19 protein-coding genes and 4 pseudogenes are annotated in these 22,359 nt (G+C 68.0%); 6 read left to right on the forward strand and 17 right to left on the reverse strand.

Going from position 1 to position 22,359, the window contains the following annotated elements; genetic code table 11:
* Positions 1 to 32: 32 nt before the first annotated feature.
* Positions 33 to 284: a DUF6228 family protein gene (locus tag IF47_RS0125785; protein WP_051718238.1), complete on the reverse strand. Its 252-nt coding sequence runs from the start codon at positions 282 to 284 to the stop codon at positions 33 to 35.
* 78 nt (positions 285 to 362) lie between these two features.
* Here IF47_RS0125785 and IF47_RS31290 point away from each other — a divergent pair, with 78 nt between their 5' ends.
* Positions 363 to 830 (forward strand): Pycsar system effector family protein, encoded by a 468-nt coding sequence (locus IF47_RS31290; protein ID WP_483855130.1) that lies wholly within the window; start codon positions 363 to 365, stop codon positions 828 to 830.
* Positions 831 to 971: 141 nt separating this feature from the next.
* Here IF47_RS31290 and IF47_RS0125800 read toward each other — a convergent pair whose 3' ends face one another.
* From IF47_RS0125800 to IF47_RS0125820, 5 genes are all read right to left on the reverse strand, one after another.
* The gene (locus IF47_RS0125800; RefSeq protein WP_031511413.1) at positions 972 to 2,048 is read right to left on the reverse strand and encodes a ParB/RepB/Spo0J family partition protein; all 1,077 of its coding nucleotides are present in this window, start codon (positions 2,046 to 2,048) and stop codon (positions 972 to 974) included.
* Complete coding sequence (locus tag IF47_RS0125805; protein ID WP_425423648.1) at positions 2,045 to 3,133, reverse strand: ParA family protein; 1,089 nt, start codon at positions 3,131 to 3,133, stop codon at positions 2,045 to 2,047. The genes IF47_RS0125800 and IF47_RS0125805 overlap by 4 nt, the downstream gene beginning before the upstream one ends.
* A 405-nt stretch (positions 3,134 to 3,538) precedes the next feature.
* The gene (locus tag IF47_RS0125810; RefSeq protein WP_245641247.1) at positions 3,539 to 4,102 is read right to left on the reverse strand and encodes a hypothetical protein; all 564 of its coding nucleotides are present in this window, start codon (positions 4,100 to 4,102) and stop codon (positions 3,539 to 3,541) included.
* Positions 4,103 to 4,397: 295 nt separating this feature from the next.
* Positions 4,398 to 4,619 carry a hypothetical protein gene (locus IF47_RS0125815; protein ID WP_031511416.1) on the reverse strand — a complete coding sequence of 74 codons (222 nt, stop codon included), beginning with the start codon at positions 4,617 to 4,619 and terminating at the stop codon, positions 4,398 to 4,400.
* Between the two features lie 29 nt (positions 4,620 to 4,648).
* Positions 4,649 to 4,990: a hypothetical protein gene (locus tag IF47_RS0125820; RefSeq protein WP_051718240.1), complete on the reverse strand. Its 342-nt coding sequence runs from the start codon at positions 4,988 to 4,990 to the stop codon at positions 4,649 to 4,651.
* Positions 4,991 to 5,275: 285 nt separating this feature from the next.
* Here IF47_RS0125820 and mobF point away from each other — a divergent pair, with 285 nt between their 5' ends.
* The gene (gene mobF, locus IF47_RS29005; RefSeq protein ID WP_157840056.1) at positions 5,276 to 7,246 is read left to right on the forward strand and encodes a MobF family relaxase; all 1,971 of its coding nucleotides are present in this window, start codon (positions 5,276 to 5,278) and stop codon (positions 7,244 to 7,246) included.
* 410 nt (positions 7,247 to 7,656) lie between these two features.
* Here mobF and IF47_RS0125830 read toward each other — a convergent pair whose 3' ends face one another.
* The 3 genes from IF47_RS0125830 to IF47_RS0125840 all read right to left on the reverse strand — a co-directional run bounded on the left by IF47_RS0125830 (position 7,657) and on the right by IF47_RS0125840 (position 10,303).
* Positions 7,657 to 8,262 (reverse strand): hypothetical protein, encoded by a 606-nt coding sequence (locus IF47_RS0125830; protein WP_245641248.1) that lies wholly within the window; start codon positions 8,260 to 8,262, stop codon positions 7,657 to 7,659.
* 539 nt (positions 8,263 to 8,801) lie between these two features.
* The gene (locus tag IF47_RS29880; RefSeq protein WP_078592132.1) at positions 8,802 to 8,978 is read right to left on the reverse strand and encodes a peptidase inhibitor family I36 protein; all 177 of its coding nucleotides are present in this window, start codon (positions 8,976 to 8,978) and stop codon (positions 8,802 to 8,804) included.
* A 123-nt stretch (positions 8,979 to 9,101) separates the two neighbouring features.
* Positions 9,102 to 10,303 (reverse strand): IS3 family transposase gene (locus IF47_RS0125840; protein ID WP_106982656.1). Its coding sequence is split into 2 segments (ribosomal slippage): positions 9,102 to 10,012 and positions 10,012 to 10,303, totalling 1,203 coding nucleotides; the frame shifts between segments, so codons are not numbered across the junction.
* A gap of 307 nt (positions 10,304 to 10,610) precedes the next feature.
* Here IF47_RS0125840 and IF47_RS31145 point away from each other — a divergent pair.
* From IF47_RS31145 to IF47_RS28300, 3 genes and pseudogenes are all read left to right on the forward strand, one after another.
* Positions 10,611 to 11,438 carry a hypothetical protein gene (locus tag IF47_RS31145; protein WP_169745242.1) on the forward strand — a complete coding sequence of 276 codons (828 nt, stop codon included), beginning with the start codon at positions 10,611 to 10,613 and terminating at the stop codon, positions 11,436 to 11,438.
* A gap of 23 nt (positions 11,439 to 11,461) precedes the next feature.
* Positions 11,462 to 11,863 carry a hypothetical protein gene (locus tag IF47_RS30920; RefSeq protein ID WP_157840057.1) on the forward strand — a complete coding sequence of 134 codons (402 nt, stop codon included), beginning with the start codon at positions 11,462 to 11,464 and terminating at the stop codon, positions 11,861 to 11,863.
* A gap of 640 nt (positions 11,864 to 12,503) precedes the next feature.
* Positions 12,504 to 13,295, forward strand: a pseudogene (locus IF47_RS28300) (transposase family protein).
* A 169-nt stretch (positions 13,296 to 13,464) separates the two neighbouring features.
* On the opposite strand, the gene IF47_RS0125855 reads toward IF47_RS28300, so the two are convergent.
* From IF47_RS0125855 to IF47_RS32205, 3 genes and pseudogenes are all read right to left on the reverse strand, one after another.
* Positions 13,465 to 13,875, reverse strand: coding sequence for a hypothetical protein (locus tag IF47_RS0125855; protein ID WP_031511423.1), 411 nt, complete (start codon positions 13,873 to 13,875; stop codon positions 13,465 to 13,467).
* A 67-nt stretch (positions 13,876 to 13,942) separates the two neighbouring features.
* Positions 13,943 to 14,617 (reverse strand): peptidase inhibitor family I36 protein, encoded by a 675-nt coding sequence (locus tag IF47_RS0125860; protein WP_031511424.1) that lies wholly within the window; start codon positions 14,615 to 14,617, stop codon positions 13,943 to 13,945.
* Between the two features lie 398 nt (positions 14,618 to 15,015).
* Positions 15,016 to 15,261 (reverse strand): annotated as a pseudogene (locus tag IF47_RS32205) (transposase family protein); the annotation flags it as partial.
* 171 nt (positions 15,262 to 15,432) lie between these two features.
* On the opposite strand from IF47_RS32205, the gene IF47_RS0125870 reads away from it, so the two are divergent.
* A complete protein-coding gene (locus IF47_RS0125870; RefSeq protein ID WP_031511425.1) occupies positions 15,433 to 15,861 on the forward strand; it encodes a YunG family protein in 429 nt (142 codons plus the stop codon).
* Here IF47_RS0125870 and istB read toward each other — a convergent pair.
* The 5 genes and pseudogenes from istB to IF47_RS0125895 all read right to left on the reverse strand — a co-directional run bounded on the left by istB (position 15,849) and on the right by IF47_RS0125895 (position 21,892).
* A pseudogene (gene istB / locus IF47_RS28305) lies at positions 15,849 to 16,642 on the reverse strand (IS21-like element helper ATPase IstB). The gene IF47_RS0125870 and the pseudogene istB sit on opposite strands and share 13 nt — an antisense overlap.
* Positions 16,639 to 18,276, reverse strand: a pseudogene (gene istA / locus IF47_RS28310) (IS21 family transposase). Before istA ends, istB begins: the two co-directional pseudogenes overlap by 4 nt.
* 215 nt (positions 18,277 to 18,491) lie before the next feature.
* Positions 18,492 to 21,263 carry a DEAD/DEAH box helicase gene (locus IF47_RS0125885; protein WP_031511426.1) on the reverse strand — a complete coding sequence of 924 codons (2,772 nt, stop codon included), beginning with the start codon at positions 21,261 to 21,263 and terminating at the stop codon, positions 18,492 to 18,494.
* Positions 21,264 to 21,362: 99 nt separating this feature from the next.
* Positions 21,363 to 21,518: a hypothetical protein gene (locus IF47_RS30925; protein ID WP_157840058.1), complete on the reverse strand. Its 156-nt coding sequence runs from the start codon at positions 21,516 to 21,518 to the stop codon at positions 21,363 to 21,365.
* A gap of 11 nt (positions 21,519 to 21,529) precedes the next feature.
* On the reverse strand, positions 21,530 to 21,892 hold the full coding sequence (locus IF47_RS0125895; protein ID WP_031511427.1) for a hypothetical protein: 363 nt from the start codon (positions 21,890 to 21,892) through the stop codon (positions 21,530 to 21,532).
* Positions 21,893 to 22,359: the final 467 nt, after the last annotated feature.

Raw genomic sequence — 22,359 nt, forward strand, 5'->3', positions numbered from 1 at the left:
CCACCCCACGAGCATGAGACCAACCACTACGCTCAACACCAGCCCCAACCGGCGGCTGGAGTCAACGCATAGAGCCTCCACCGATCCCGGAGCGGTTCACAGATCCAGGCCACAACCTCGTCGACGCGCGCGGTCAGGCCGGGAGCCCAGGCCTCGACCACGTATTGCACGCAGCCTTCGTCGAACGGCTCCCGTCCGCTGAGCCGCACCCCGACGGCCCCGTTGTCCAGGCAGCGGATGGTTACGCCAGGCTTGTCGTCTATGCCGCCGTCCGGGGAGGTCATGGGCGAACGCTAGGCCAGCACCACGCGCGACGTCATTCGAATTCATCGGTGGTGACGTCCGAACTCGTACGAGAGTGACTGGCCAGCACCAGATCCACGCCCGAGTTCCCGCCCTTACACGTCCAGGAATTCGCGAACCCGCGCGCTTCCGCCCGCTGCGACACCAAGGCCTCCCTGCTGCTGGCCCTCACCGGCGCCCTGCTGGCCGGCACCCTCTCCACCGCCCCCGACCTCCGCCCACCCACCGCCGCCCGCATCGCCGGCGCCCTGGCCCTGGCCGCGCTGGCCACCGCCACCGTGCTCCTGCTCTGCGCGGTCCGCCCCCACACCGGCGGCACCGACCGCGCCTCCTGGCCCCACTGGGCCCACCTCACCCCCGACCAGATCCGCCACCAACTCGCCGACGACCGGCGCCCGCACCAGATCCGCGTCCTGTCCGCCCTCGCCGCCCGCAAATACACCCGGATCCGGTGGGCGGTCGACTGCATCCTCACCGGCCTCGCCCACCTCGCCGCGGCCGCCACCCTCACCGCACTTCCCCTGTAGAGCCACAAGGTCCCTCGCACGGACGCTCCGGCGTCCGTGCGAGGGGCCTTTGGTGTTTTGGACCAGAGGGCAACCGGTGTGCTCAGCGGCGGGGGACGCGCTACCCCGGAGCCGCTGCAGCGCGGTCGCTATGTTCCCGGCTCAGGCTTCGGATGCTGCGGTCTTCTGGGAGGCGCCGCCGACCCGGTCCACCAGCAGCTCGGTGACGGTGACCAAGTCAGCCGGCGGGAGCTGCGCCACCAGAGCCTCCACAACTTCAGCGGGAGAACCGGCCGAGATCACCAAATCCCGCCGTTCCCGCCCCGAAGCAGTTCCACCGTTAACGCCGTTAACGGTCGTGCTGTCCGAGCCAGCCGTGGTTCCTTCCGAAGCCGGGGCATTAACGCCGTTAACGATGGAGCGGCCAGCCGTCTCGGCCTCGGCGCCGCTGCTCAAGGTATTAACGGCGTTAACGGTGTCGGCTGCCTCCGCCCTCGGAGCCTGGCGGCCCGAGCGCTGCCGCGGGGGCTTAACGGCGTTAATGGCTTCCTCTGCGGCGGTGGCCTGCTGTTCCTTGGGGAGCCTTCCGATCCGGCGAGCGGGCTCCACCTTCAACTCGCCCGTCTCCACCTTCTCCTGAAGCTCCGGGGTGAGCTCGAGCAGCGCCAAGCGCTGGGACACCCAAGCCGGAGTCTTGCCGAGCCGCTTGGCGACTTGGCCCTGCGACCCATGGACCCGGACCAGCTCTTGGATGGCCTTCGCCTGATCCAAGGGCGGCACATCCACGCGGTGGATGTTGGCGACCAGAGCGGACTCGAGAAGGTCCGCTGCGCTCGCAACCAGATCGTCGTTCACATCGATCCGGAGCTCCGCCAGCCCGGCCAGATGCGCGGCGGCCAGACGTCGGTTGCCGTCGATGACGACGTACTCGGCCTCGCCGATCTTCTCTTCCTGCCCGGGATGAGCCGCGAGGAAGGCCTCGCGCCGAGCCACTGTCACGGGCTGGATCTGTCCCTTGGCGCGCAGCGACTCCGCTGTCTCCTTGATCTCGGTGAGCTCGTCTCGCGGGTTGAACGGGTTATGGGCCAGCAGCTTGAGCTCCACCTTCGCCGGAGGCCGCTTCCCCTCGCCCTTCATGATCTGTGAGCGTGTGCGGACACGGCGCGGCGCGGGCGTCTCGCTGTTGCCCTCTTCGTCGATGCTGAAGCCTCGAAGGACCCTCCGGGCCGGGGGCGTCATACGGCAAGCTCCTTCGCCAATTCACGCATCACCTGCGCGTGCTCACTGTCGGGGGCGTACTCCAGCAGCGGGATCTCGCCGTCTGCCGCCTCTCGGCCTTCCTTCAAGTCGCCGATCACGGCCAGGACCGCCGGGGAACTGCTCTTCTCCCACTGGTCCTTGTTCTCCTGGACGAGCTTGCCCCGGCGGCTGTCGTAGGCATTGACGATCAGCCCGAGGTAGTCGATCTGGATGCGACCCTTCTGACACAGGTCATCCATCTGGGACTTCAGAAGCCGGAAAGCCCGGTGCGACGCCTTGTTCGCCCACACCGGCGTTATGACACCGGACCGGTCAGCGAGCTCACCCTCACGGCGCCGCACGTAGTACAGCGCGACGTCCATGTTCAGCCCCAGGCTGGGCGGCCCGTCGATGATGATGACGTCATAGTCCGCCTCCAACGGCTCCAGCGCACGCTCCAAGGCGGCCTCGCTGAAGCTGACCTTGGACAAGACAACGTCGCGCAGGAACGCGTCGTCGGACGCGGGCAGCAGGTGCAGCCGCTCGCCGAATCGCTCGCCGTCCAGCGCCACCAGCAGGTCGTGGATGTCACCCTTCGCCGAGCCGTCCATGTGCATCATCAGCGTCTCGACGCCGTCCTCGTACATGAGGTCCTCGAAGCCGAGTTCGGCGGTGAGGTGCCCCTGGGGGTCGTAATCGACCAGCAGCACGCGATGGCCGGCCTCCGCCAAGGCCTGGGCGATACCGGACGAGATGAAGGTCTTGCCCACACCGCCCTTCTGGTTGGCCACTATCACCCGCACCACAGGCTGCGACACCAGCGGAGCCGACGGCGAGGGATGGTTGTCGAGCCACAGCGTCAGCGCCTGGGCGAGACCTTGCACGTAGGTGACCCCGCGCTCCGCACACGCCGCCTTGAACCTGTCCGGCTCTCCGGCAGGGAGGAAGGTGCCCCAGGTCTTCGCCCCGGTGGTGTCGACCTCCGGGAGACCGTCGGCGTCGTACCAGGCCTTGATGGCGTGCTCAGTGGCATCCTGAATGTCCATTCCGTGCTCGAAAGCGCGGATCTTCAGGCGCCTGCGCAACTTGGGAGTGAGGGCTGTAATTAGCTTCTTTCGCTCCCCTCTCGGGCTAGGGATACTCATGCGACCGAACATTACTAGGTCAGAGGGGCCGTGAGGATGTGCCTGCTCTGCTTTTCACTCCCGAAGGTCACTGGGTTGTATGCCGACATGCCGTTCCCGGCCGCGGCGCCCGCTGCCAGGACCGGGAGCGTCCCTGTTCAGAACCGGTTACGCGGGTCGTGGGCTACGTCAGACCCACGAACCCCACCTGCCAAAGACCAGCCTCGCCGCGCTGCACTACGCCTGCACAAAAGACCCGACTTTCCCGACCCCGGCTGGACATGCCACAGGCCCGGGGTTTTGCCATGGCATCGCCGGGGCCGAGCTGCTGGGGTCGCGGCGTTCGACGACGCCGAGACCGTGACGTCACGCTGTGGCTGGCTGCGGTGTTTCGAGGGCGCCAGCCACCTTGCGGGCCATCGCCGCTACCTGGGGAGGGAGGTAGCTGTCCAGGGCGTCGACATCGCCACAAAGCTTGGCGCACAGCCCGTGCAGGCACGCTTGGGTGAACAGCTTCTGCGGGTCGTCCTCGGGCGTCAGGGCCTCCTCGGCGTGGTGTCGGCCTCTCGCGAAGGACAGTGTCAGCGACGGGCCGCCGGGTTCGGGAGCGGGGTCGCCCAACAAGCCGGCCAAGGTGGCTCGGTCAGTGTCCCGGGGTCCGGCCGCCCGGCTCTGCTGTTGGCTGGTTTGCAGGTACGACCGGAGCGTGTCCTCGGCCATGCCCGTGTGCTGGAGGTATGCGGCGATCAGCAGGGACGCCATGTCCAGGGTGTCCGCCGCATCCGTGGCCCGATACAGGGTCATCCGCTTCCAGTCATGCGCCATGTCGGGCTCGGTGTACCGGAGCACTTCCTGGCAGTTGGAGACTGCTTCGACAACGAGCTGGTGGACCGCGCGGCGCAGAGGCTCGGGCATCGGGGTGCGTTCCATACCTGCACGCTAGAGCGGCCGCGAGGCCGAAGGTCATGCTTTACCCGAGTCGGGACCTTCGCTCACCCGGACGGAGTAGGTTCCGTCGGGTGGTGCGTGGCTGTGTGAGCAACCGGACCGGAGAGCGGTGATACTCGCGCGTCGGCCGCGTACGGCTTCCCGCCTGGCGGGCGGGAGTATGTGGTCCTGCCCCGGCCGGGGCACTCCTGGGCTTCACCTCGGCGTCTTCACAGCAACGGCGGCCCTCACACGAAAGGGTGGAGACCACCGTGTGATCGGTATGCCCGATCCTCGCTCAGTCCTGGAACTCCCTGCTCTTCACGCCGTAGAACGACGGCTTCGCGGGGCGCACCGGGGATTCCTCCAGCGAGTCGGCAAGCGCGACGAACCCCTCGCTGCGCCGGACGACGTTGAGGAACTTACCCAGCGCGTCCTTGTCCTCCCACAGCTCCTGCGCGGTGCTGATGATCAACGACTTCAGGCGCTCCGACTCGGTCACGGTCTCGCTCGCTGCCACGCTGTGTCCCCTTTTGGTCATCGGGCCGATCAGCCAACCAACCGGCGACCTTGCCCCGCAAGATGGCCTTCGGCCAAGGGCCGGTCCAGGACGCTGTGGGTCCCGATCCGATGCCACACGATGTGGGTAGCGCCACGGACTACCTCCCGTCCGTATGACCACGTCGCGCGCCCGTCCGGCACCCAGGTGAGCTCGTAGACGCCCGGCGCGCAGCGGACACGCTTGATCCGTAACCCGAGGCGGAACTGGCGGCCGGGGGACAGGTCGGGCACGAAGGCGTCCAGGACGACGCGGCGGAAACGCCGGCGTTGGGCTGGGGTGAGGTGCTGAAGGTCGGCAGTGAAGCGAGGGAGGGCCTCGAAGGTGGGCACGGTGGTCTTCTTCGGGCAGCACGACGAAGCCCCCGGCGGGTGCCGGGGGCTGCTGTGGACGGTGCTCGTTGGCGGTGCGCGTTCCTTGGTGCGCGGTGGTGCTCGTTGGTGTCGTCCGGGTCGTGATGTGACGGCTGCCGGAGAGCGATGACATTTACTTCCGGGCCGGGGCCGCTTCCCGTGTGACGGGCGCCTGAGAAGAAAGTCGGGCCGCTGCTCCCGCCTGGCGGGACGTCCCGCCAATCAGCCTTTTCTTGCAGGTCAGAGCCGTGTGGCGTGGTCTGTGTGACAGTGGATATCAGGATCATCCGAGCCGGTCAGATGTACCGCTACTACCTGCGCCAGACCGTCGTCGGCGACGGCCGCCGCCCAGCGCGCACGCCGCTGCGCGAAGCCCAGGAGCAAGCCGGTGTCCCAGCCGGGCGATGGATGGGTCGAGGACTTGCCGTGCTCGGACTGACGCCGGGCGAGGAGGTCACCGAGGCGCAGCTGCGGAACCTGTTCGGCGAGCGGGGCCGCCACCCGTACGCGGACCGGATCGAGGTCGACCGACTCGCCCGGGGCGAGTCCCCGAAGAAGGCGTTCAAAGCTGGCGCCCTCGGACGCCGGGTCACGGTCACGGGCGTCGACTTCGTCTTCCGGCCGCAGCCGACGATCTACCTGTTGTGGGCACTGGGAGACGAGGAGACCAGGCACGCGATCGAGGCCGCGCACGAGCGCGCGATCGAGCGGGTGCTGGCCTGGATCGAGGACGAGGTGGCGGTGATCCGGTACGGCAAGGACGGCATCCACCGGGACCGGCCACCCGGCGGGCTCGTCGCAGCCCGCTTCCGCCACTACGAGGCGCGCTCCGGCAGACCCTTGCTCCACGACCATCTGCTTCTGTCCGTGAAAGGGCAGCGCCTGGACGGAAAGTGGGGCTCGATCCACACCACGGCCCTGCACGAGAACACCGTCGCCGCCTCCGCGCTCTACAACGAGATCGTCGCCGCTGAGGTCTGCGAGGCGCTGGGGCTGGCGACCGAGCCGCGCACCGTCACCCCGAGGCGCCGACCCGTGATGGAGATCGCCGGGGTGCCGCACGAGCTGACCCGCTGGACCGCCCGGCGCAGCGACCAGATCGCCGCCTGCCTTGAGGGCCTGGAGCACGAGTACGTCACCGCCGTCGACGACGACGGCGAGCCGAAGTTCCTGCCCGTGGTCTCCGAGAGGGCCCGCGCCAAGCTGAACCAGATCGCCGCCCGCAAGACCCGCCCGCCCAAGCAGAAGACCCAGCCGCTCGCCCAGCTGCGCGCCTGGTGGAAGACCAGCGCGATCCTCACCTCCGGGGTGGCCGTCGACATCATCAACTCCCTCCTGGAGCACGCCCGCGCCGCGGCTGCGGCGATCCGGGCCCGGGTCTCCTCCGTGGTCGACATCGCCCTGGCGGCCGTCGACGTCACCGCGACCGTGTTCGTGATGAACGACGGCGGCCGCTTCCACCGCCGGCACCTGCTCGCCGAGGCCCGCCGCCACCTCGCCCTCGTCCTGCGCGGCCGCCGCCGCGACCCCGGCCTGGACGACCAGATCGTGGCGGCCGCCATCGCCACGCACTGCCTGGACATCAGCGAGCCGAAGACCTCACGCGGTCTGGAGCCCGGCTACCGCCTCTACACCGCCCGGTGGGCCCTGTCCGACCTCCCCGCCCGGCGCCGCCCACCAACCCCCGCGCCCGACCCGGACCGGCACCCCCCGGCCGATCCCGATGCGCCGGCCGCACCTCGGCACCCGGACCAGAAAGCGGGGGAGTGGGAGATCCCCCGCCTCCCGCTGAACCACGACCGGGCCGTCCTCGCCGGCGCGGTGGTCCAGGAGGAACTGCGCACCACCACCGCCACCGCCGTGCGGGACCGAGCGTACGACGTCGTCGCGCACCAGCAGGCGGCGATGCCCGAGCAGCTGTTCGCACCACCGGCCGCTGACCCCGAGCACGACGACCAGGAACCAGAGCCCGGACGCCGGGAGGCGATCGACCTGACGGCGCTGCGGGCCTTGAGGGAATCCCGCACGGACGTGGAAGCCCTCGATCTCACGGCAGAGCGGCTGCGCCACCTCCAGGACGCGTTCGCCAAGACGGCCGACGCCTCCCGCGTTCGCGCGGACCGCTACGCCGAACAGGACGATGCCGATGAAGTGCACCCGGTGCGCCAAGGCGATCAGCAGGCGCACCGTCCGCAGGAGCCCGGACCGCACCGCGGCCGGGAGGTCGGCCACTGAGTGCACCCGATGCCGTGGCGCGCACCGACGATGTCCGGCATCCACTCCACCGAGTGGAGTCCACCGGCCAGGAGTAGACGACATCGTGTGGGAGTGTGCGACATCGCCGGGGACGATGCCGCGCTTCCACCCGGTGCGCACCCGCCGCATTTCCCCTCGCCAGGCGGGGCCTGGGTCGTAGGGTGCTCTACGGGCACTTTCCAATGCTGGGGGCGCGGCATCCATGCTGCCCGGTGAGGGTCGTGAACGCCCGTCAGGCACGCGCTACAGGTTGATGGCGATGGCCAGAGCGACGGCGAATGGAATGCAGACCAGCCGGCCCACGGGCGGGGTGCCGGGGCGGCGCGTGTACCGGCTGCGGTGGTCCCGCGGTTGCGGCCGACGGCTGCGTCGCGGTGGTGCCACGTACCTCACACGCCTGTCTTTCGGACATCGGTGATCTTCACGGAGAGCTTCGTGTCCGACGAGGCGGTGCTGATCGATGATGGCGTGTAGTTCAGCGTCGTCCGCTCCGACAGTTTCGCCGTACCGATGACCGGTCCGGACTCGTCGCCCTTGATCTCGTAGGTGATCTCGTAGGTGGCGTCCGGGTCGATGTCGTCGCTGAGGCCGACGTAGGACAGGTCGGGTTCGACGGTGACGTTGCAGCCGGCGGAGCCGAAACACTGCTGTGCGGTGGTGCGCAGGGTGATGGTGAAGCTGTCGGGGGTGAGGTCGGCGTAGACCGGCGGTTCCGGGGTCGGCTCCTCGTTTGCGGCGGTGGCCGCCACGTCTTCGGTCGGGGAGCTCGACGCGCTGGCCGTGGCGGTGGGCCCGCTGTCGTCGTTGTCGATGGCCTGCACGACGACAATGCCGGTGCCGATGATCGTGGCGATGACGGCGGCCGCGGCGCCGATGACGACCTTGTTGCTGAGACGCTTTGCCTCCGCCGACGCCGCTGCCGGGGGCTGCTCGGGCTGGGATTCCGGCGGGGGCGGGAAGTCGGGCATCGGCGGCTGCGGCGCTTGATCGGTCACGGGGTCCCCCTGTACGGCTGGTGTCAGGGCATCATGCGGGGTTATGGGGAGTCGTGAAGACTCGTTGGCCGAACCGTGACCAGACCAGAACAGCCGGGTCGATCACCGCACCCAGAACCTCAGGGAACGCTGGCCGTGTTCCTTGCCGGCCTTGACCGCACGAGTATTGACCTGACCCGGATAGGCGTCCCGCTGCTCGACTCCACCGATGGCGGTCGCTGGCTGCGGCAGCGGGCCGTGTTCACGGCGCTGACGGTCAGCGGAGGGAGTTCCCAAGTGGCGTCGGCGCTGACTGCGCTCACGGCCGCATTCGAGAGAGTCGTCGCCCTGCACGAAGGGGAGCCGGAAGGGACATCGAAGCGGAAGAACGTGCCGGCGTACCTGGAAGCACTGACCGGGCCTGCCGTGCACGAGGAGCTGGAGGGGCTGCCTCGGATCAGCGACGCTCCCTCGTGCGGCTGTGGGCACGAACGTCAGGCTCACGCGTCCGACCCGGGTCTGTGCCGGGAGTGCGTAGGGCTGGACGCCGCCCGCCACGGCTACGCGTCGGCGGCACGCCGTACCCAGGACTGTCCGCCGAAGTTGATCTCGGAGTAGATGCACACGTAGCCGGACGGGCAGTCGATCGCCGCCCGCCCCGTGCCGGTCTCGGTGGAGACAGCAACCGGAGCGGCCAACGGGGCAAAGGCGAGGGCGGCGACAGTCGCGGCACGCATCACGTTTTTTATTACAGCCACGACACATACAGGGCGCCAGGCACCGGCCGGGACGGTTCGCCACAGAGGCCACCTGCGCGGGGGAGCAGGGCATGGGCCTTGACCCCGAATCCTGGACACGGGCTATGCGGCTGGTGTCAGCGTAGTTGATGTGGTTCGGGACGCTGCTTCGTAGGCGATCGGGCTGCGCTGTCCGAGGCGGGAGTGACGGCGTCGGGTGTTGTAGCGGTTCAGCCAGCGGAACGCGTCGAGGCGGGCTTCGCGCTCGCTGGACCAGCTCTTTCGGCCCTGAAGTGTCTCGCGTTTGAACGTCGCGTTGAACGACTCCGCGAGCGCGTTGTCCGCGCTGGAGCCGACCGCGCTCATGGACTGGCGGACGCCAGCTTCGCGGCAGGCGTCGGCGAAGGCCCGGCTGGTGTACTGGGCGCCGTGGTCGGTGTGCATGACAGCTCCGGCGAGGCTGCCCCGGGTGCGTTCGACAGCGGCCAGCGCGTCGGTGACGAGATCGGTGCGCGTATGACCTGCGATCGCCCAGCCGGCCAGACGGCGTGAGGCGAGGTCGATGACGGTGGCCATATAGAGGAACTTCCCGCCGTCGAGCGGAAGATAGGTGATGTCGCCGACATGCTTCGTGTTCGGCTCAGTGGCAGTGAAGTCACGGCCGATCAGATCCGGGGCCTTCGCTGCGGCCGGGTCCGGGATCGTGGTGCGGTGTCTGCGGCGCAGTCGCACGCCTGCGAGATTGATGCACCGCATCACGCGCGCGATCCGCTTGTGGTTCACGCGCTCGCCTGCCTCACGGAGCTCGGCGGCGATTCTCGGGACGCCGTAGGTGCCGTCCGACTCGTGATGCACGGCCCGTATCCGGGTGGCGAGCCTGGCGTCGGCCGCCTGGCGGGCCGCCCGGTCGGCTGCGGTGCGGCGCCAGTAGTAGAAGCTGGAGCGGGCGATCCCGAGAATGGTGCACAGCCGCTTCACGCCGTGGCGGCGCTGGTGGTCGGCGACGAACTGGAAGCGGTTCACCAGCGCGTCTGGCCGGCGAAATACTTCGCCGCCTTCCGCAGGATTTCGCGTTCCTCCTCCAGCTCGCGGACCTTCTTCCGCAGAGCGGCGTTCTCCGCCTCCAGCGGGGTCGGAGGCTCTGTCGGTTCCTGCGTCCGGCGTCCCCGGGGCCGGCTCGCGCCGGCCGCCCGGACCCAGTTCCGCAGCGTCTCGGGGTTGATCCCCAGGTCGGCGGCGACCGACCTGATCGTTGCCTCGGGCCGCGACTGGTACAGCGCGACCGCGTCCGCCTTGAACTGCGGCGGATAGTTCTTCATGACCACGAGATGTCCGTTCTCAGATCCTCAGGATCCAGTGTCTCGTGTTTCCAGGATCCGGGGTCAAGGCCCCTCCATGCCAACGAGCAGGCAAATCAACCGTTCCGACTTATTGAAGGAAGGAATTTTCTCCCAAAAGGTAATTTCTTGTCCATTCTTTACGTCATTGGTTATATGTAGACCCTTCTGGGGTGGTAGGAATGAGTCCCCTTCGGTTGCTTTCAAGTCAAGTCCTATTTTCGATATTTACGGTGCTCCAGGATGCCCAGTAGCCTGACGCTAAAGCCAAGGTGGATGAAAGGGAGAGGTTTTCGTGCGACGTGTAAAGCGCATAGCTGCACGGTTTGTGGCGCCGTTGGCTGCGGCTTTCGGCATGGCGATAACTTCGTCAAACCCGGCATCTGCACATGTTGTCTACTTCCAGGAATATGTATGGGCAAACGCTGATTCTTCTCGTTGTCTGCAGAGCTATTCGGAGACATCTCACGGGGCCTACGGTGGCGGGTACTTCAAGGGAGAAGCCCGCTCCTTGTACGACCCTGACCTCAACCCGTTTGACTGCATACTTCCCTGGGAGCGCCAGGCTGGCGATCTTGCTGAGTACGCGAGAGTCATGAAGTGGTACGAGGAGGGAGAGGCGTGGCTGATTTGCACCGAGCCTCCAGAGGACATGTACTACAACAACGATTCCGTGTATGCGCTGAGGATATTTGCACGTGCGCCGGCAGAGACCATCTGTGGGCCGGGGCATTACGGCATGTTTAACTATGCCTGGATGCGAGACAGTGGCGAGTGGCAAGGCGGCGCTTACCTGTGGTCCGGAAGCCACTTGCTTCCCGATACTTCATCCCTGGCCGGAGGAACTTCGGAGGAACTCCCTCCCCCACCCGATGGGATCAGCCCGGAAGACACCGCGGTTCGGGGAGAGGTCATGCTCGCTGGACCGGATGGAAAGCCCATCAAGGGAGCCAACGGCAAACCCCTCACAAAACCCCTCGCGGTCGACGCTCCGACTGCTTCTACTGACGGGGGCCCCAGCACGGCCACTACAGTTGACGATGACCGCACCGTCACCACCGACGAAGACGGCAACGTGACCGAGACGGTGGTGGTTGACATGGTACGGCCGTACCACAACTGAAGCTGATCGGGGAGACTCAAGCCGTGGGACGAGTAGTGCAGTGGGCATGCGGTCTGATGGCGGCGGGGGCATTCACCTGTGTTGTCTTAGTCGCGCTGATCGTAACGCCGGACACGCTGGCCAACCTTTGGAAAGCTGGCCAATTTGCGCCATTCCTTATTGCCGCTGTGCTGCTTGGATCAGTGTCGCTTGTGATGGCGCTGCGCCGTGGAAGGACTGAAAGCACCTGGGCGGGTGCCGTCGTGGTCTGTACTGGCATGGCCATCGTGGTGGGTGTGGGGCTGTTGATCAGTGCCCACGCAAGAGATGTCGAAGTGCAAGAAGTTCATCTTGGCCCTGACGAGGTCTCCGAGTCCTCTTTGCCTGCTGATACACCGAAGCTCCCGCCGGTCGACAGCCATGTGCAGCCACCCAGTGCGGGCTGACGGAAGTCGAGTGGCGACCGCCGACGGTCAGAAGTCGAGGAATGAAGTCGTCGGTGACGCCAGGACACCGTGCCTATGGTAAAGCCTGGCTTCTCGTAGTGGCCCCGCATTCACAGACCGCACGGTCTTTCCTTGTCGGAAAGCGCTAACGTTGGGCGAGTGTCACCCCGGACTGCCGGTGAGGGCGCCGTACCCGTTTCGGGTGCGGCGCCCTCTTGAGGATTTCGGATGCCGCTGTGACTGAAATCTGGACGGAACCCGAAGTAGGTTTCTCCTATAGCGCGGAGCGCGCTATATCGGCGTCTGATCCGATGAGCCAGACCTGGGATTCTGGTTGAATGACGTTTTCTCAGCGTGGCCACCGAACGGGTGACGAGGCCGCTGCCCGCAACGCACGAGGCTCCCGTGCCGTTGAGAGAGGTGTTCGACGTCTCAACTCGACAGCACAGGAGCCTCGCTGGTTCCCTATCCCGCCTCACGCCCTGGTTGAGTGGGTAACCATGCTCATCGTCACCCGTGAGCCGTTTCCAACTTGGCTGACGAGCTGGTCGGTTGGCGCGGAGGCGGTGTCCGGGAAGAGGTGAAGCTCCTGGTAGATGGGTTGTCGACCAAGAGCAACCTTCTCCACCCGGAGCTTCACGTGCTTGTCTACCCATCGGGGATCGATCTGTCCAGCTCGACCCTGCGGCACCTCTCCCGACTGCTGTCCGCCCGGCGCCGGGAGCGGGGCACGCGGTGGCGCCGGCTGAGCGCGGACCGGCAGGCCCTGCTGGTCCTGGCCCATCTGCGGTGCGGCCACACCTACGCCCAGCTCGCGGCCGGATTCGGCGTCGGGATCGCCACCGTCTACCGCTACGTCGCCGAGGCGGTGCAGGTCCTGGCCGCCGTCGCCCCGAACCTCGCCGCGGCCGCCCGCACTGCCGCGCAAGGCGTTCGTAATCCTGGACGGCACCCTGCTGCCCATCGACTGGGGGCACCTCCCGGCCGCAGGCTGGGGGAGATCGCCGCCGACCGCCCGTACTACTCGGGGAAGCACAAGCGTCACGGCATGAACGTACAGGTCATCGCCGACCCGTTCGGCCGTCTGCTGTGGGCCTCGCCCGCCCTGCCCGGCGCGGTCCACGGCATCAAAGCCGCCCGCACCCACGGCGTCATCGAGGCGCTGGCCGAGGCCGGCGCGCGCTGCTGGGCGGACAAGGGGTACCAAGGCGCCGACGGCACCGTTCGGGTCCCGTACCGCGGCCGCTGGGACAAGCTCTCCGCGGGCCAGAAGGCCGTCAACGTCTCCCACGCCAGGATCCGCGCGGTCGGCGAGCAGGCGATGACCACCCTGAAGTCCTGGCGTCTGCTGCGCAAGCTCCGCTGCAGCACCACCCGCATCACCGACCTGGTCAAGGCCGTGCTCGCCCTTCACCTGGCGACGTCAAGCTGAGGTTGGAAAAGCCTCACTGCCCGAGGGGGAAGGCGCCGACGCGGGCGTCCAGGGGCACCGGTGCTACCGCGCGCTCGTATATTCCGCCCCACTCCCACGAGCTATCTGGCTACCCGCCTTCCAGAACCATCGAATCAGATCGCGAAGTGGGACCGGGTGTTAGGACGAGTCAGAAGGGCCCCATGTAGAGAAGCTTGCCGCTTTTGTCGTAGACGCTTACCTGCCCTTCTCCGCTCTCGGAGTTCTGCCAGTCTGCGAAGGTGTTGGCGATCCGCCGACCGTTCTCTGGTGTAGCCAAGGAGCCATCGAGGTTGGTGGCGATAAATGCCCGGTTGCCGCCTTTCTCCCAGTCGCCGAAGATACGCTCGATTGAAGGGCCCAGCTCGTGGATGGTTCCGTCTTCGTTAGCCCTGGCTTTGATGAAGGCTTGTGCCGACTGCTTCGACGCACTCTGGTCGGGGTCGGGGGGCAGGGTGGTCTGGGTGATGGGTTGGGCGTTGTCGGGCTCCGACGACAAGGGGTTGCAGCCTGTCGTCAGCGCGGCAACCAAAAGGCAGCCAATGAACCACTTGGTGCGCATATTCACCTCCATATGCCGGTGCCCCTCTGTGCCCCGAGGGCAGAGAGGGGCACCTTGGCCAGATGTCTCAGTGGAAGGTTATCGCATCGGCCTTGTTGTTCCAGTTACCGCCGGTTACGTAGCTTTCATTGCTGAAGTTGACGCAGTAGCCCATCGGTATGTACAGCTCAGGGTCCCAGCCGGTGCGCCAGTCACTGATGTGGGTGCCGTTACCGGTGCCGTTGCGGTTGTTGCACCCGGAGCCGGCTCGGTCACGGAAGTTCCAGTTGTCCAGGGTCTTTGTCCCGTCCGCGCTCCACTTCAGCATCGTCCCGCCGAAGGTGGTGTAGTCGAACAGACAGGCGTACCCGGAGTAGCAGTCCGAGATGGCCATGGTCCCGGCGGAGCCGTCCGTGCTGTTGGCTGACTTCGTCGAGGGCGCGGAGGCGTCGCGGAGAGGCTTCGGGCTGAAGTCCTTGGTGTCGAGCGCGCCGGGGATCTCCATCCCCTTGTCCTTGGCTGCCGCAGCGTGCCCAAGGCTCTCATCCGCCAGGTCCTCGAGCTCCTCCTCAACGCTGTCGTAGCAGCGGACGTCTCCAATGGCGACCTCCGTACAGCTCACCGCGTTCTGCGGCCACCCGTCGGTGAGGACGATCTCTTCCCCGTGGTACGTGGCGACGATGGGCTGAGTGTCAACGGGATTGTCCGCGCCCGTGGTCGGATCCTCCGCCGCACTACTTGCAGGCGCGGTGGCCATCAGCATGGCCGCAGCGACTGAGATGACTGCGAAAGCTCTTCGTAAGGACACAAGCTCCCCTGTGGTCGATGCGATGAAAGGTCAATGTGTTCGAGTTCAACTTTCACTCGAACAACTTTCCGGAGACTAGCATCTAGCCGGACGCCTCATAGGTATTTTTCAGCCTCACTTTCTGCCTGGTGACTTATCGGAGGACGCTCGGCTGAGGAGATTACTGTCGACTTGCGATACCAGCGCATCAGGGAGCAGTCACAAGCAGGACACGCCCTGTCTGGCTGTTTCGGCAAAAAATCACCCCACCGTTATGCGGCGCTTTATCATGATTCGGTGGTTCGCTCCCCGGGGTCGGAGACGCAACGGAAAGTAAACACGGATAGGCCAGAATTCGACTGAGTGAGGTTTTCTCAGCGCCTTTCGTCCCATGCGTTATTGAGGACGAGCGCGGCTTGGACGATGGCGCCGATCCGACTGGGACTGACCGTCACGTGCTGCAGGGCTCGCCAGCGCTGCTTGAGCTCGGCCGCGGCACGCTCGCCCAGGGCTCGGACGCCGCGCAAGAGACGGTTGTGGGCGCGGGTGTCCGGCGCTAGGGGCGAGGAGATGTCCGGGTGCGGACGGAATGGGGTGTGAATGCCCTGGCCGGCACCGGTGTAGCCGACGTCTGGCTTTGTGCATGTTCACCGACAGCGTTTGTCGATGAGTTGGGGAGGCAGTCGGGGACCGCGGAGCCGGGAGATGTTCGTCAGTTTTGAAGGCAGCAGCCGGTTGTCGTGTCTGCCAGCGTCCGGCCGTTGTCGGTGCCTGCTGGCAGGATCGCCGGCATGACACCGTTGCTTCTCACCGACGTCGAACGAGCCGTTCGCAGTAGTTGGAGTGCCGAGACGTGCACGCCTGAGTTCCGACCGCGCTGGACCGAGGACAACCCGGCCCGGGACCAGTGCGGAGTGACCGCCATGGTGCTCAACGACCTGATGGGAGGCGAGTTGATCCGGGGGGAGGTCCACGTCAACGGAGAGCGTGTGGACTACCACTGGTGGAACCGCCTGGGCATGGGCATCGAGATCGACCTCACTCGCGAGCAGTTCGGGCCAGAGGAGATCGTCACCGGAGGCATTGTGATTCCTCGCCCTCCCGTGACCGAGTGGCGCAGGCTCCGTGAGGAGTACGAGCTTCTCCGCGACCGCGTCTTGGAGAAGCTCAATCGGCAGCAGGGAACGGCCTCGGCGGCCGTGTCTCGTCAGTCGGCTTGAACCTGTTCGGCTCGTGCACGAGTGGTGGCCAGGCGGTAGGAGTCGGTGCCGGTCTCGATGATCGTGCCGTTGAAGGTGAGCCGGTCGACGATGGCCGCGCAGAGACGAGGATCGGTGAACGTCTTCGTCCAGCCGCCGAAGGACTCGTTGGAGGCGATGGCGACGCTGTTCTTCTCCTCACGCTCGGTCAGGACCTGGAAGAGCAGCTCGGCGCCGTGCCGGTCCAGTTCCATGTGGCCGAGCTCGTCGATGCAGAGCAGATCGACGCGGCCGTAGCGGGCGATCGTCTTGTTCAGCTGTTTCTCGTCGGCGGCCTCGACCAGCTCGTTGACCAGCTTCGTGGCGAGGGGTAGCGGACGCGGTAGCCCTTCATCGCGGCCTCGGTGCCCAGGGCGATGAGCATGTGGGACTTGCCGGTGCCGGAGTCACCGATCAGGCAGAGTGGCTGCCCCTTCTTGATCCACTCGCAGGAGGCGAGGGTGTGGATGGTGGCCGGGTCGATGTTGGGGTTGGCGTCGAAGTCGAAGGTCCGCAGCGACTTCTCCCTGGGGAAGCCGGCCGCCTTGATCCGCCTTTCGGAGCGGCGGCGGGCCCGGTCGTCGCATTCGGTCATCAGCAGCTCGGCGAGGAAGCCGCGGTAGGTCATCTGGTCCTTCACCGCCCGGTCGGCGATGTCGGAAAACTCGTTGCGGATCGACGGCAGTCGCAGCATGCGGCAGGCGGTGTCGATGGCGGCGTCGGCGGCCTGCTCGGTCAAGCCACGCTGGCGGGGCAGGGTCACTGGGCTTCTTCCTCTCGGTGGGCGCCGCCGCTGGCGCGACGGCGTCGGAGCAACTGGTCATAGGGGGCCACCGAGGGCAACGGCCTGGTGTCCGGCGGAAGGTGGGCCAGCTTCCACTCGTGCAGGAACGTCACGGTCCCCGACGTCCCGGAGCCACTGCCCGCGGGCCGGCCGGAGGCGGGCGGCACGTCGTCGGCCTGGGCGGCCTTGCGGGCCTCCAGCGCGACCGCGTCCGCGGTCAGGGCCCCGGCCCGCAGGACGGTGGCCAACCCGGCGACCAGGTGCTCGTGCGGGATGTGCCGGCCCAGCAGCAGCACCTCGATCAGTGCCCGGGTGCCGTCCCGCTCGCCGTGGACCTTGCGGGCCTAGGCCCACCAGGCGTCATGCACGGGGGTGAACCTGCCCGCTGAGCGGGCCTGTTCGAGAGCGGTGGCGCCGGGGAAGGCGCCCGGCTTGCGGATCAGGGCTTCGAGATAGTGGTCCAGCTCCAGGCGGCAGCCGGCCTTGGCGATCAGCCGCTCGTGCCGGGCGACTTCCAGGTTCTGGTCGTAAACCACCAGGTGAGAGGCGTGCAGCACGACGCGGACCCTCTTGCCGATCAACCGGACGGGCACCGAGTAGCGGTTGGTGCGGACAGTGATCTGGCTGGAGCGGTCGACCCTGGGGGTGAACACCCGCCCGGTCTCGAACGGCTCCTCCGGCAGCGGCAACAGCAGCGGCTGTTCGACATCGAAGTACTCGTCGATGGTTCGCGGCCGGGGCCCGATCCGGCGTCGGCCGTCGTGCAGGTCCCACTGCTCGACCATCTCGTTCAGCTCCGCCAGCGAGTCCACCTCCGGCACCGGGGTGAAGTGGTTGCGTCGGAAGTAGCCGATCTGCCCCTCGACGCCGCCCTTCTCGTGGGCGCCGTCGATGCCGGGGCGGCAGTAGAAGCTCTCGATGCCGAAGTGCGAGCGGAAGGCGATCCACCGGTCGGTTTCCACCCTGGCCCGGCTCAGCCCCAGCACCTGGGCGACGGCAGCCTTGAGGTTGCCGTAGCGGACCCGGCCCCGCGGGACCCCACCCAGCACCCGCAGCGCGTGCACGTGGCCTTCGAAGAAGGCTTCCTGGCCGGCAGAGGCGAACACCCGGTGGACGGCCTTGCCCGAATACGACAGGCGGAAGGAGAACAGGTAGCAGGTCACCAGCTCGCCGGCGAGCCGCACGGCCACGTCGCCGAAGTCGACTTCCGCCTCCATGCCCGGCGGGTGGGTCTGCGGGACGAACGCCTCAATGGGCGCCTTGCCCGCCTCCACCGCGATCTGCGGCTTCCGGTCGGCGACATAACGCCTGACCATCGGATACGACACGTCGGCGCCGTGTTCCTCGACCAGCCGGTGGAAGATCCGGGTCACCGTGTGGCGCTGCTTGCGCGGCGCATCCAGGTCCGCCCGCAGGATCCCGTCGATCACCGCCTTGTACGGATCGAGCGCCGACGGCCGCGGCGGCAGCGCCTTGCGCGGCTGCGGCCAGGCGGAGTCCAACGCCTTGCGCACCGTCCGCCAGGAGACGTTGTACTTGCGCTCCAGCTCCCGCATCGTGATGCCGGCCCGGTGGTCCCGCCGGATCGCCGCGTACAGCTCGACCTTCGACATCTGCGGCATGACCAGGCCCTTTCACCGGAAACACCCCGATGCTGTCCTGGCAAGTACCTCGGTGCTGTCAAAACTCGTGAACATCACTCGACCGTGGAAACGAGTGCCTCCCAAACCCGTGTACAACCGCCTACGCAACTCGTGAACAAAGCCAGGGTCTGCGGCGCGTGTGGCGCGCCGGGGAAGCGCCTGGGGCGTGAGATCCGGGTCCCAGGTCACAGCGCTCCCAGTTCTTCCAGTGCCTTCACCCGTTCGGCCGGTAGCTTGGCGCGCCTGCTCTTGGTGTTGGACAGCCATACCCCGAGCTTGATCGGGTGCTCCTGCCCGGCCTCGTCACGGACGGTCTCGACCCACTTGCGGGGTACCCGTGCGTGTCCTTCCCGCTGCTGGTATTGGCGGAGGGCGGCCAGGCCGCGGTCCCAGGCGGTGGCGCCTGCGGGCACCACCACCGCCCCGTCGTTCCCAGGCTCGGTCTGGCCGCCCGGCGCCGGCACGGTCGGGGTGGGGGTGATGCCGAGGTTGGTCAGGCGTTGGCGTTGTCCGTCGGTCAGCTGCTGCCACTGGGCGCGTTGCCGGGCCAGCCACAGCCCGATGTCCTCCCCGCCCACGGTGACCCCGGGGTGGAGCTCGTCGAGGGTGGCGCCGCCGTGGAGGCAGGCCCGCAGCTTGGCGTACTGCCGCTGCCAGTCCACGGGCCACGCCGGGTTCCAGTCGGGGTCGATGGCGGCGAGTCGGGCGGCCCGCTCCGCCGCGCGCTGGGGGTCTTTGCCGAGTCCGTCGGGGCGGCGGCAGTTGGTGAGCCACTGTCCGACCGGCTTTCCCTGCGCGACCGCGGTTCGGGGCGCGCACAGGGTGCCGTGGGCGGCGTGGTAGGCGCGCGCGGCGGCGAGGTTCTCCTCGAACTGCGCGTCGGGCACCGACCAGACCATGCCGGCTTCTTCCAGCAGCTCGATCCGCCACTTCGCCAAGGTTCCGGTGCGGTGGGCGCGGCGTTGCTCGCTGACCCATTGTCCGAGGGGGAAGGGGCCGACGCGGGCGTCCAGGGGCACCGCCACCGGCTTGTGGGCCGCGCCGCCGCCGTTCTCCCTGGCCTGGCCGTCGTCGCCGCGCTCCTGGTGCTTGCGCACGCCGCCCTGTTCCTGCTCTTGGCCCTCGACCGCGTCGCTGTGCTCTTGGCCCTGGCTGCCGTGGCCGTGCTCCTGGCTCTCGTTCCCCTCGCCGTGCTCCTGGTCCTGGTTCTCGTTCTGGTGCCTGTGGTGCCAGGTGCGCAGGGCGTTGAGTCCGGCGAGCCAGACCTGGGATTCGGGTCGGATGACGCGGGTGCGCACGAACTGCGCGATGAGTGCAGGGTCGCGGGGGGTGGCGAAGCGCAGCAGCGGCACCACTTCCTGCGGCGCCCGTTCGTCCCCACTCCCATCCCCGCTGCTGCCGTCGCGGTTGCGGGCGGGGTCCAGGCCGAGTACCGACACAGGTTGGGTGTGGCTGGGCGCGGTGGTGACGGCCAGCTGCTCGACGAGTTGTTCCGAGTGGCTGCGTAGCCCCTGCAACACGGCCACCAGCGGCTTGTAGGAGGCGGAGGCGAGCATGTCGTCCGGCGCCTCCCCCGGGGCCAAGAACACCGGCACCACCAGCCGGGCCACCTTCCCCTGGCCGGGTTTTTGCCGCAGGGCCCGCCCGACGGCCTGGACGATGTCGACCGCCGAGCCGCGCACGTCCGCGAAGACCACGCCGTCGACCCCGCGTCGGCCGGTGATGTCGACGCCTTCGCCCAGGACGCGAACATTCGCCAGCACGCTCAGTTCGGTCTCCCACCCCTGGTCGTCGACCCCGTCGGCGAACCGGTCCAACACCCGGCGCCGATGGGGCGGCTCGTGCTCCCCGCACAGCCAGTCGGCCCACACCCGCCGCGGATAGGTCGCCGGGTCCTCCTGGTGTAGCCGGGCCGCGGTCTGTGGCAGGGCGCGGGCGAAGGCGAGGGCCTCGATGGTGCGGTGGTGGAAGGTGATCAGCGACCGCACTCCGGTGGTGGCCGCGTGCTGGACCAGCGCGGCCTGCAATGCAGCCAGCCGCCGGCCCCGGGCCTCTTCCTCGCTCCCACCCGTTCCCAGGTCCGGCGGGTGGATCTCGAGGACGTCGATCTCGAACCGGGCCAGGACGCCGCGGTCCACCGCCTCGGTGAGGGAGAAGGTGAAGACGTGCGGCCCGTAGAGACGGTGGTCGTCCATGCTTGCCACCGGCCGCCCGGCATCGGCCGCAACGGCCTCCGAGCGGCCGTCTGCGGCTCTCTGAGGCCCGCTTCCGCCCTCTGCGGTCTCTGCCTCGCCTTCTTCCTCACCCGGGCGTCCGGCGGTGGGTTCCCAGATGCGGGGTGTGGCGGTCAGGTACAGGCGCCGTGCGGCCGGGATCCGGGTCTGGTCGTGGATGGCGGCCCAGGGTTTGGCCGCGTCTCCGCTGGTGCGGTGGGCCTCGTCGACCATGGCGAGCCCGAACGGCGCCAACTGCTGCCCGTAGGCGCCCCGGAACGCGGCCTCCAGCGGTCCGGGAACCTCCACCGGTTCTCCGTCCGGGCCGATGTCTTGGCGTGGCGCGAGCGAGGCGTAGGTGGCGAACACCGTCACCGGCCCGGACCCGGCCCACAGCGCGAGCCGGATCGGGTTGGTGGTGCACCGCACCCCGAGTGCGGCCAGGGCCTCGTCTCCTGCCAGGGAGCACACCGCCACCGCCGGGCCGGTGTGGCCGGCCTGCCGCCATGCCTCCACCGTCTGGGTCAGCAGGTCCAAGGTGGGCACCATCACCAGCACCCGGCCCCGCGGCTCCAGCCTCCGAGCGGCCTCGGCGGCGATCAATGTCTTCCCGGCCCCGGTGGCGGCCACCACGGTGGCCCGCAACCCGCCCTCCGGCACCTTCCGCCCTGCACGGTATTCCAGCGCCCGGACAATCGCGTCCACCGCCTCCACCTGATGCGGCCGGAGCCTGATCCCCGCCATGAATCCTCTCCCCTTCCTTGTTTTTGTTTTCCGGGTTCTTTCGCACGTGGACGGGAATTCGCCTCCGGATTTCTTACGCAGAGAAGAATTCCCGCTCGGCTACTTCTCGGCGCTTTTGACGGCAAAGGGGGCCACTTCCACAAGCCCCTCGGGTGTGGTGCGGACCCGCTCGGCCAGCAGGCTCAGCAGGTGCCGTGGAGTGATGCCGTGGGCGGCGGCACAGGTGCGCAGCCGCCGGTAGGTCTCCCCGTCCACGGGAAGAACGGTCAGCGCCAGCTTGGCCGCGCGGTCCGCCGGGCCTGCGCCTGCCGCTGCCGCTCGGCCTGCTCCAGGCGAGCGGCTTCCTCCTCGCGCGCCCACCGCACCGCCGTCGGATCGCGCTCGGGGTCGTAGACCTCCAGGCCCTCCTCTTCCATCACGTATCCGAGGCGCCGCCACTCGGTGTGCTCGGCTACCGCAATGCCGAGTGCGCGGATATCGTCCTCGGTTTCACACACCCGTGAGCGATCCCGTTCGTGTATCCGCGCCTCGTCCGTGGCCTTCTCGATCTGCTCCGCCGTCGTGCCCGTCGCCGTGCGCCGTACCGCAGCGCGGGCGCGAATCTTCGCCTGCTCCCAGCCGTCCTGCACGGGCTATCCCTCGCTCCCCGAGGGTGGTGTGTTTTCCCAGACTCTACACAGCGATGCATCCACCCGTGAGGAGAACCCGCCAACACTCCCGACTCAGTGCCCCCGTGACCGTCTGTCACCCGTGTCCACCACCCCGCCCCCCTTCCTGCCGTAGCCGGCCCGGCCCGCGCAGCGGGCCCAACCCCCAACCCTCACCGGCCCGCTGACGGCAACTCACCCCCGCCATCGTCGGGCCCGGTTCCGGGGGTGGAGCGCAGCGGAACCCCTCTCGGCCCGCAGCGCGGGCCGCCTCCAGGCCGGAGCGAGCGCAGCGAGCGAGGCCGGCCCCGAAGGGCGAAGCCCGCACGGGGCCTCGGGGCCGCGCAGCGGCCCCCGGCCGGGCGGAGCCCGGCCCGCCCGAGCGGAGCGAGGGCGCCCGGTTCGGCGCGAAGCGCCGAACCTCCGAGCCGAGCGGAGCGAGGCTCGCG

Origin of the sequence: Streptomyces megasporus (genome assembly GCF_000718985.1) — a bacterium.
In the GTDB taxonomy this organism is placed as follows: domain Bacteria; phylum Actinomycetota; class Actinomycetes; order Streptomycetales; family Streptomycetaceae; genus Streptomyces; species Streptomyces megasporus.

Excerpts from the sequence above, each read along its gene's own strand:
- IF47_RS29880 (WP_078592132.1), bottom strand. The coding sequence starts at position 8,978 with ATGCGTGCCGCGACTGTCGCCGCCCTCGCCTTTGCCCCGTTGGCCGCT.
- IF47_RS0125810 (WP_245641247.1), bottom strand. The coding sequence starts at position 4,102 with ATGGAACGCACCCCGATGCCCGAGCCTCTGCGCCGCGCGGTCCACCAG.
- IF47_RS0125800 (WP_031511413.1), bottom strand. The coding sequence starts at position 2,048 with ATGACGCCCCCGGCCCGGAGGGTCCTTCGAGGCTTCAGCATCGACGAA.
- IF47_RS0125860 (WP_031511424.1), bottom strand. The coding sequence starts at position 14,617 with ATGCTGATGGCCACCGCGCCTGCAAGTAGTGCGGCGGAGGATCCGACC.
- IF47_RS0125870 (WP_031511425.1), top strand. The coding sequence starts at position 15,433 with ATGACACCGTTGCTTCTCACCGACGTCGAACGAGCCGTTCGCAGTAGT.
- IF47_RS0125785 (WP_051718238.1), bottom strand. The coding sequence starts at position 284 with ATGACCTCCCCGGACGGCGGCATAGACGACAAGCCTGGCGTAACCATC.
- IF47_RS0125855 (WP_031511423.1), bottom strand. The coding sequence starts at position 13,875 with ATGCGCACCAAGTGGTTCATTGGCTGCCTTTTGGTTGCCGCGCTGACG.
- IF47_RS0125885 (WP_031511426.1), bottom strand. The coding sequence starts at position 21,263 with ATGGCGGGGATCAGGCTCCGGCCGCATCAGGTGGAGGCGGTGGACGCG.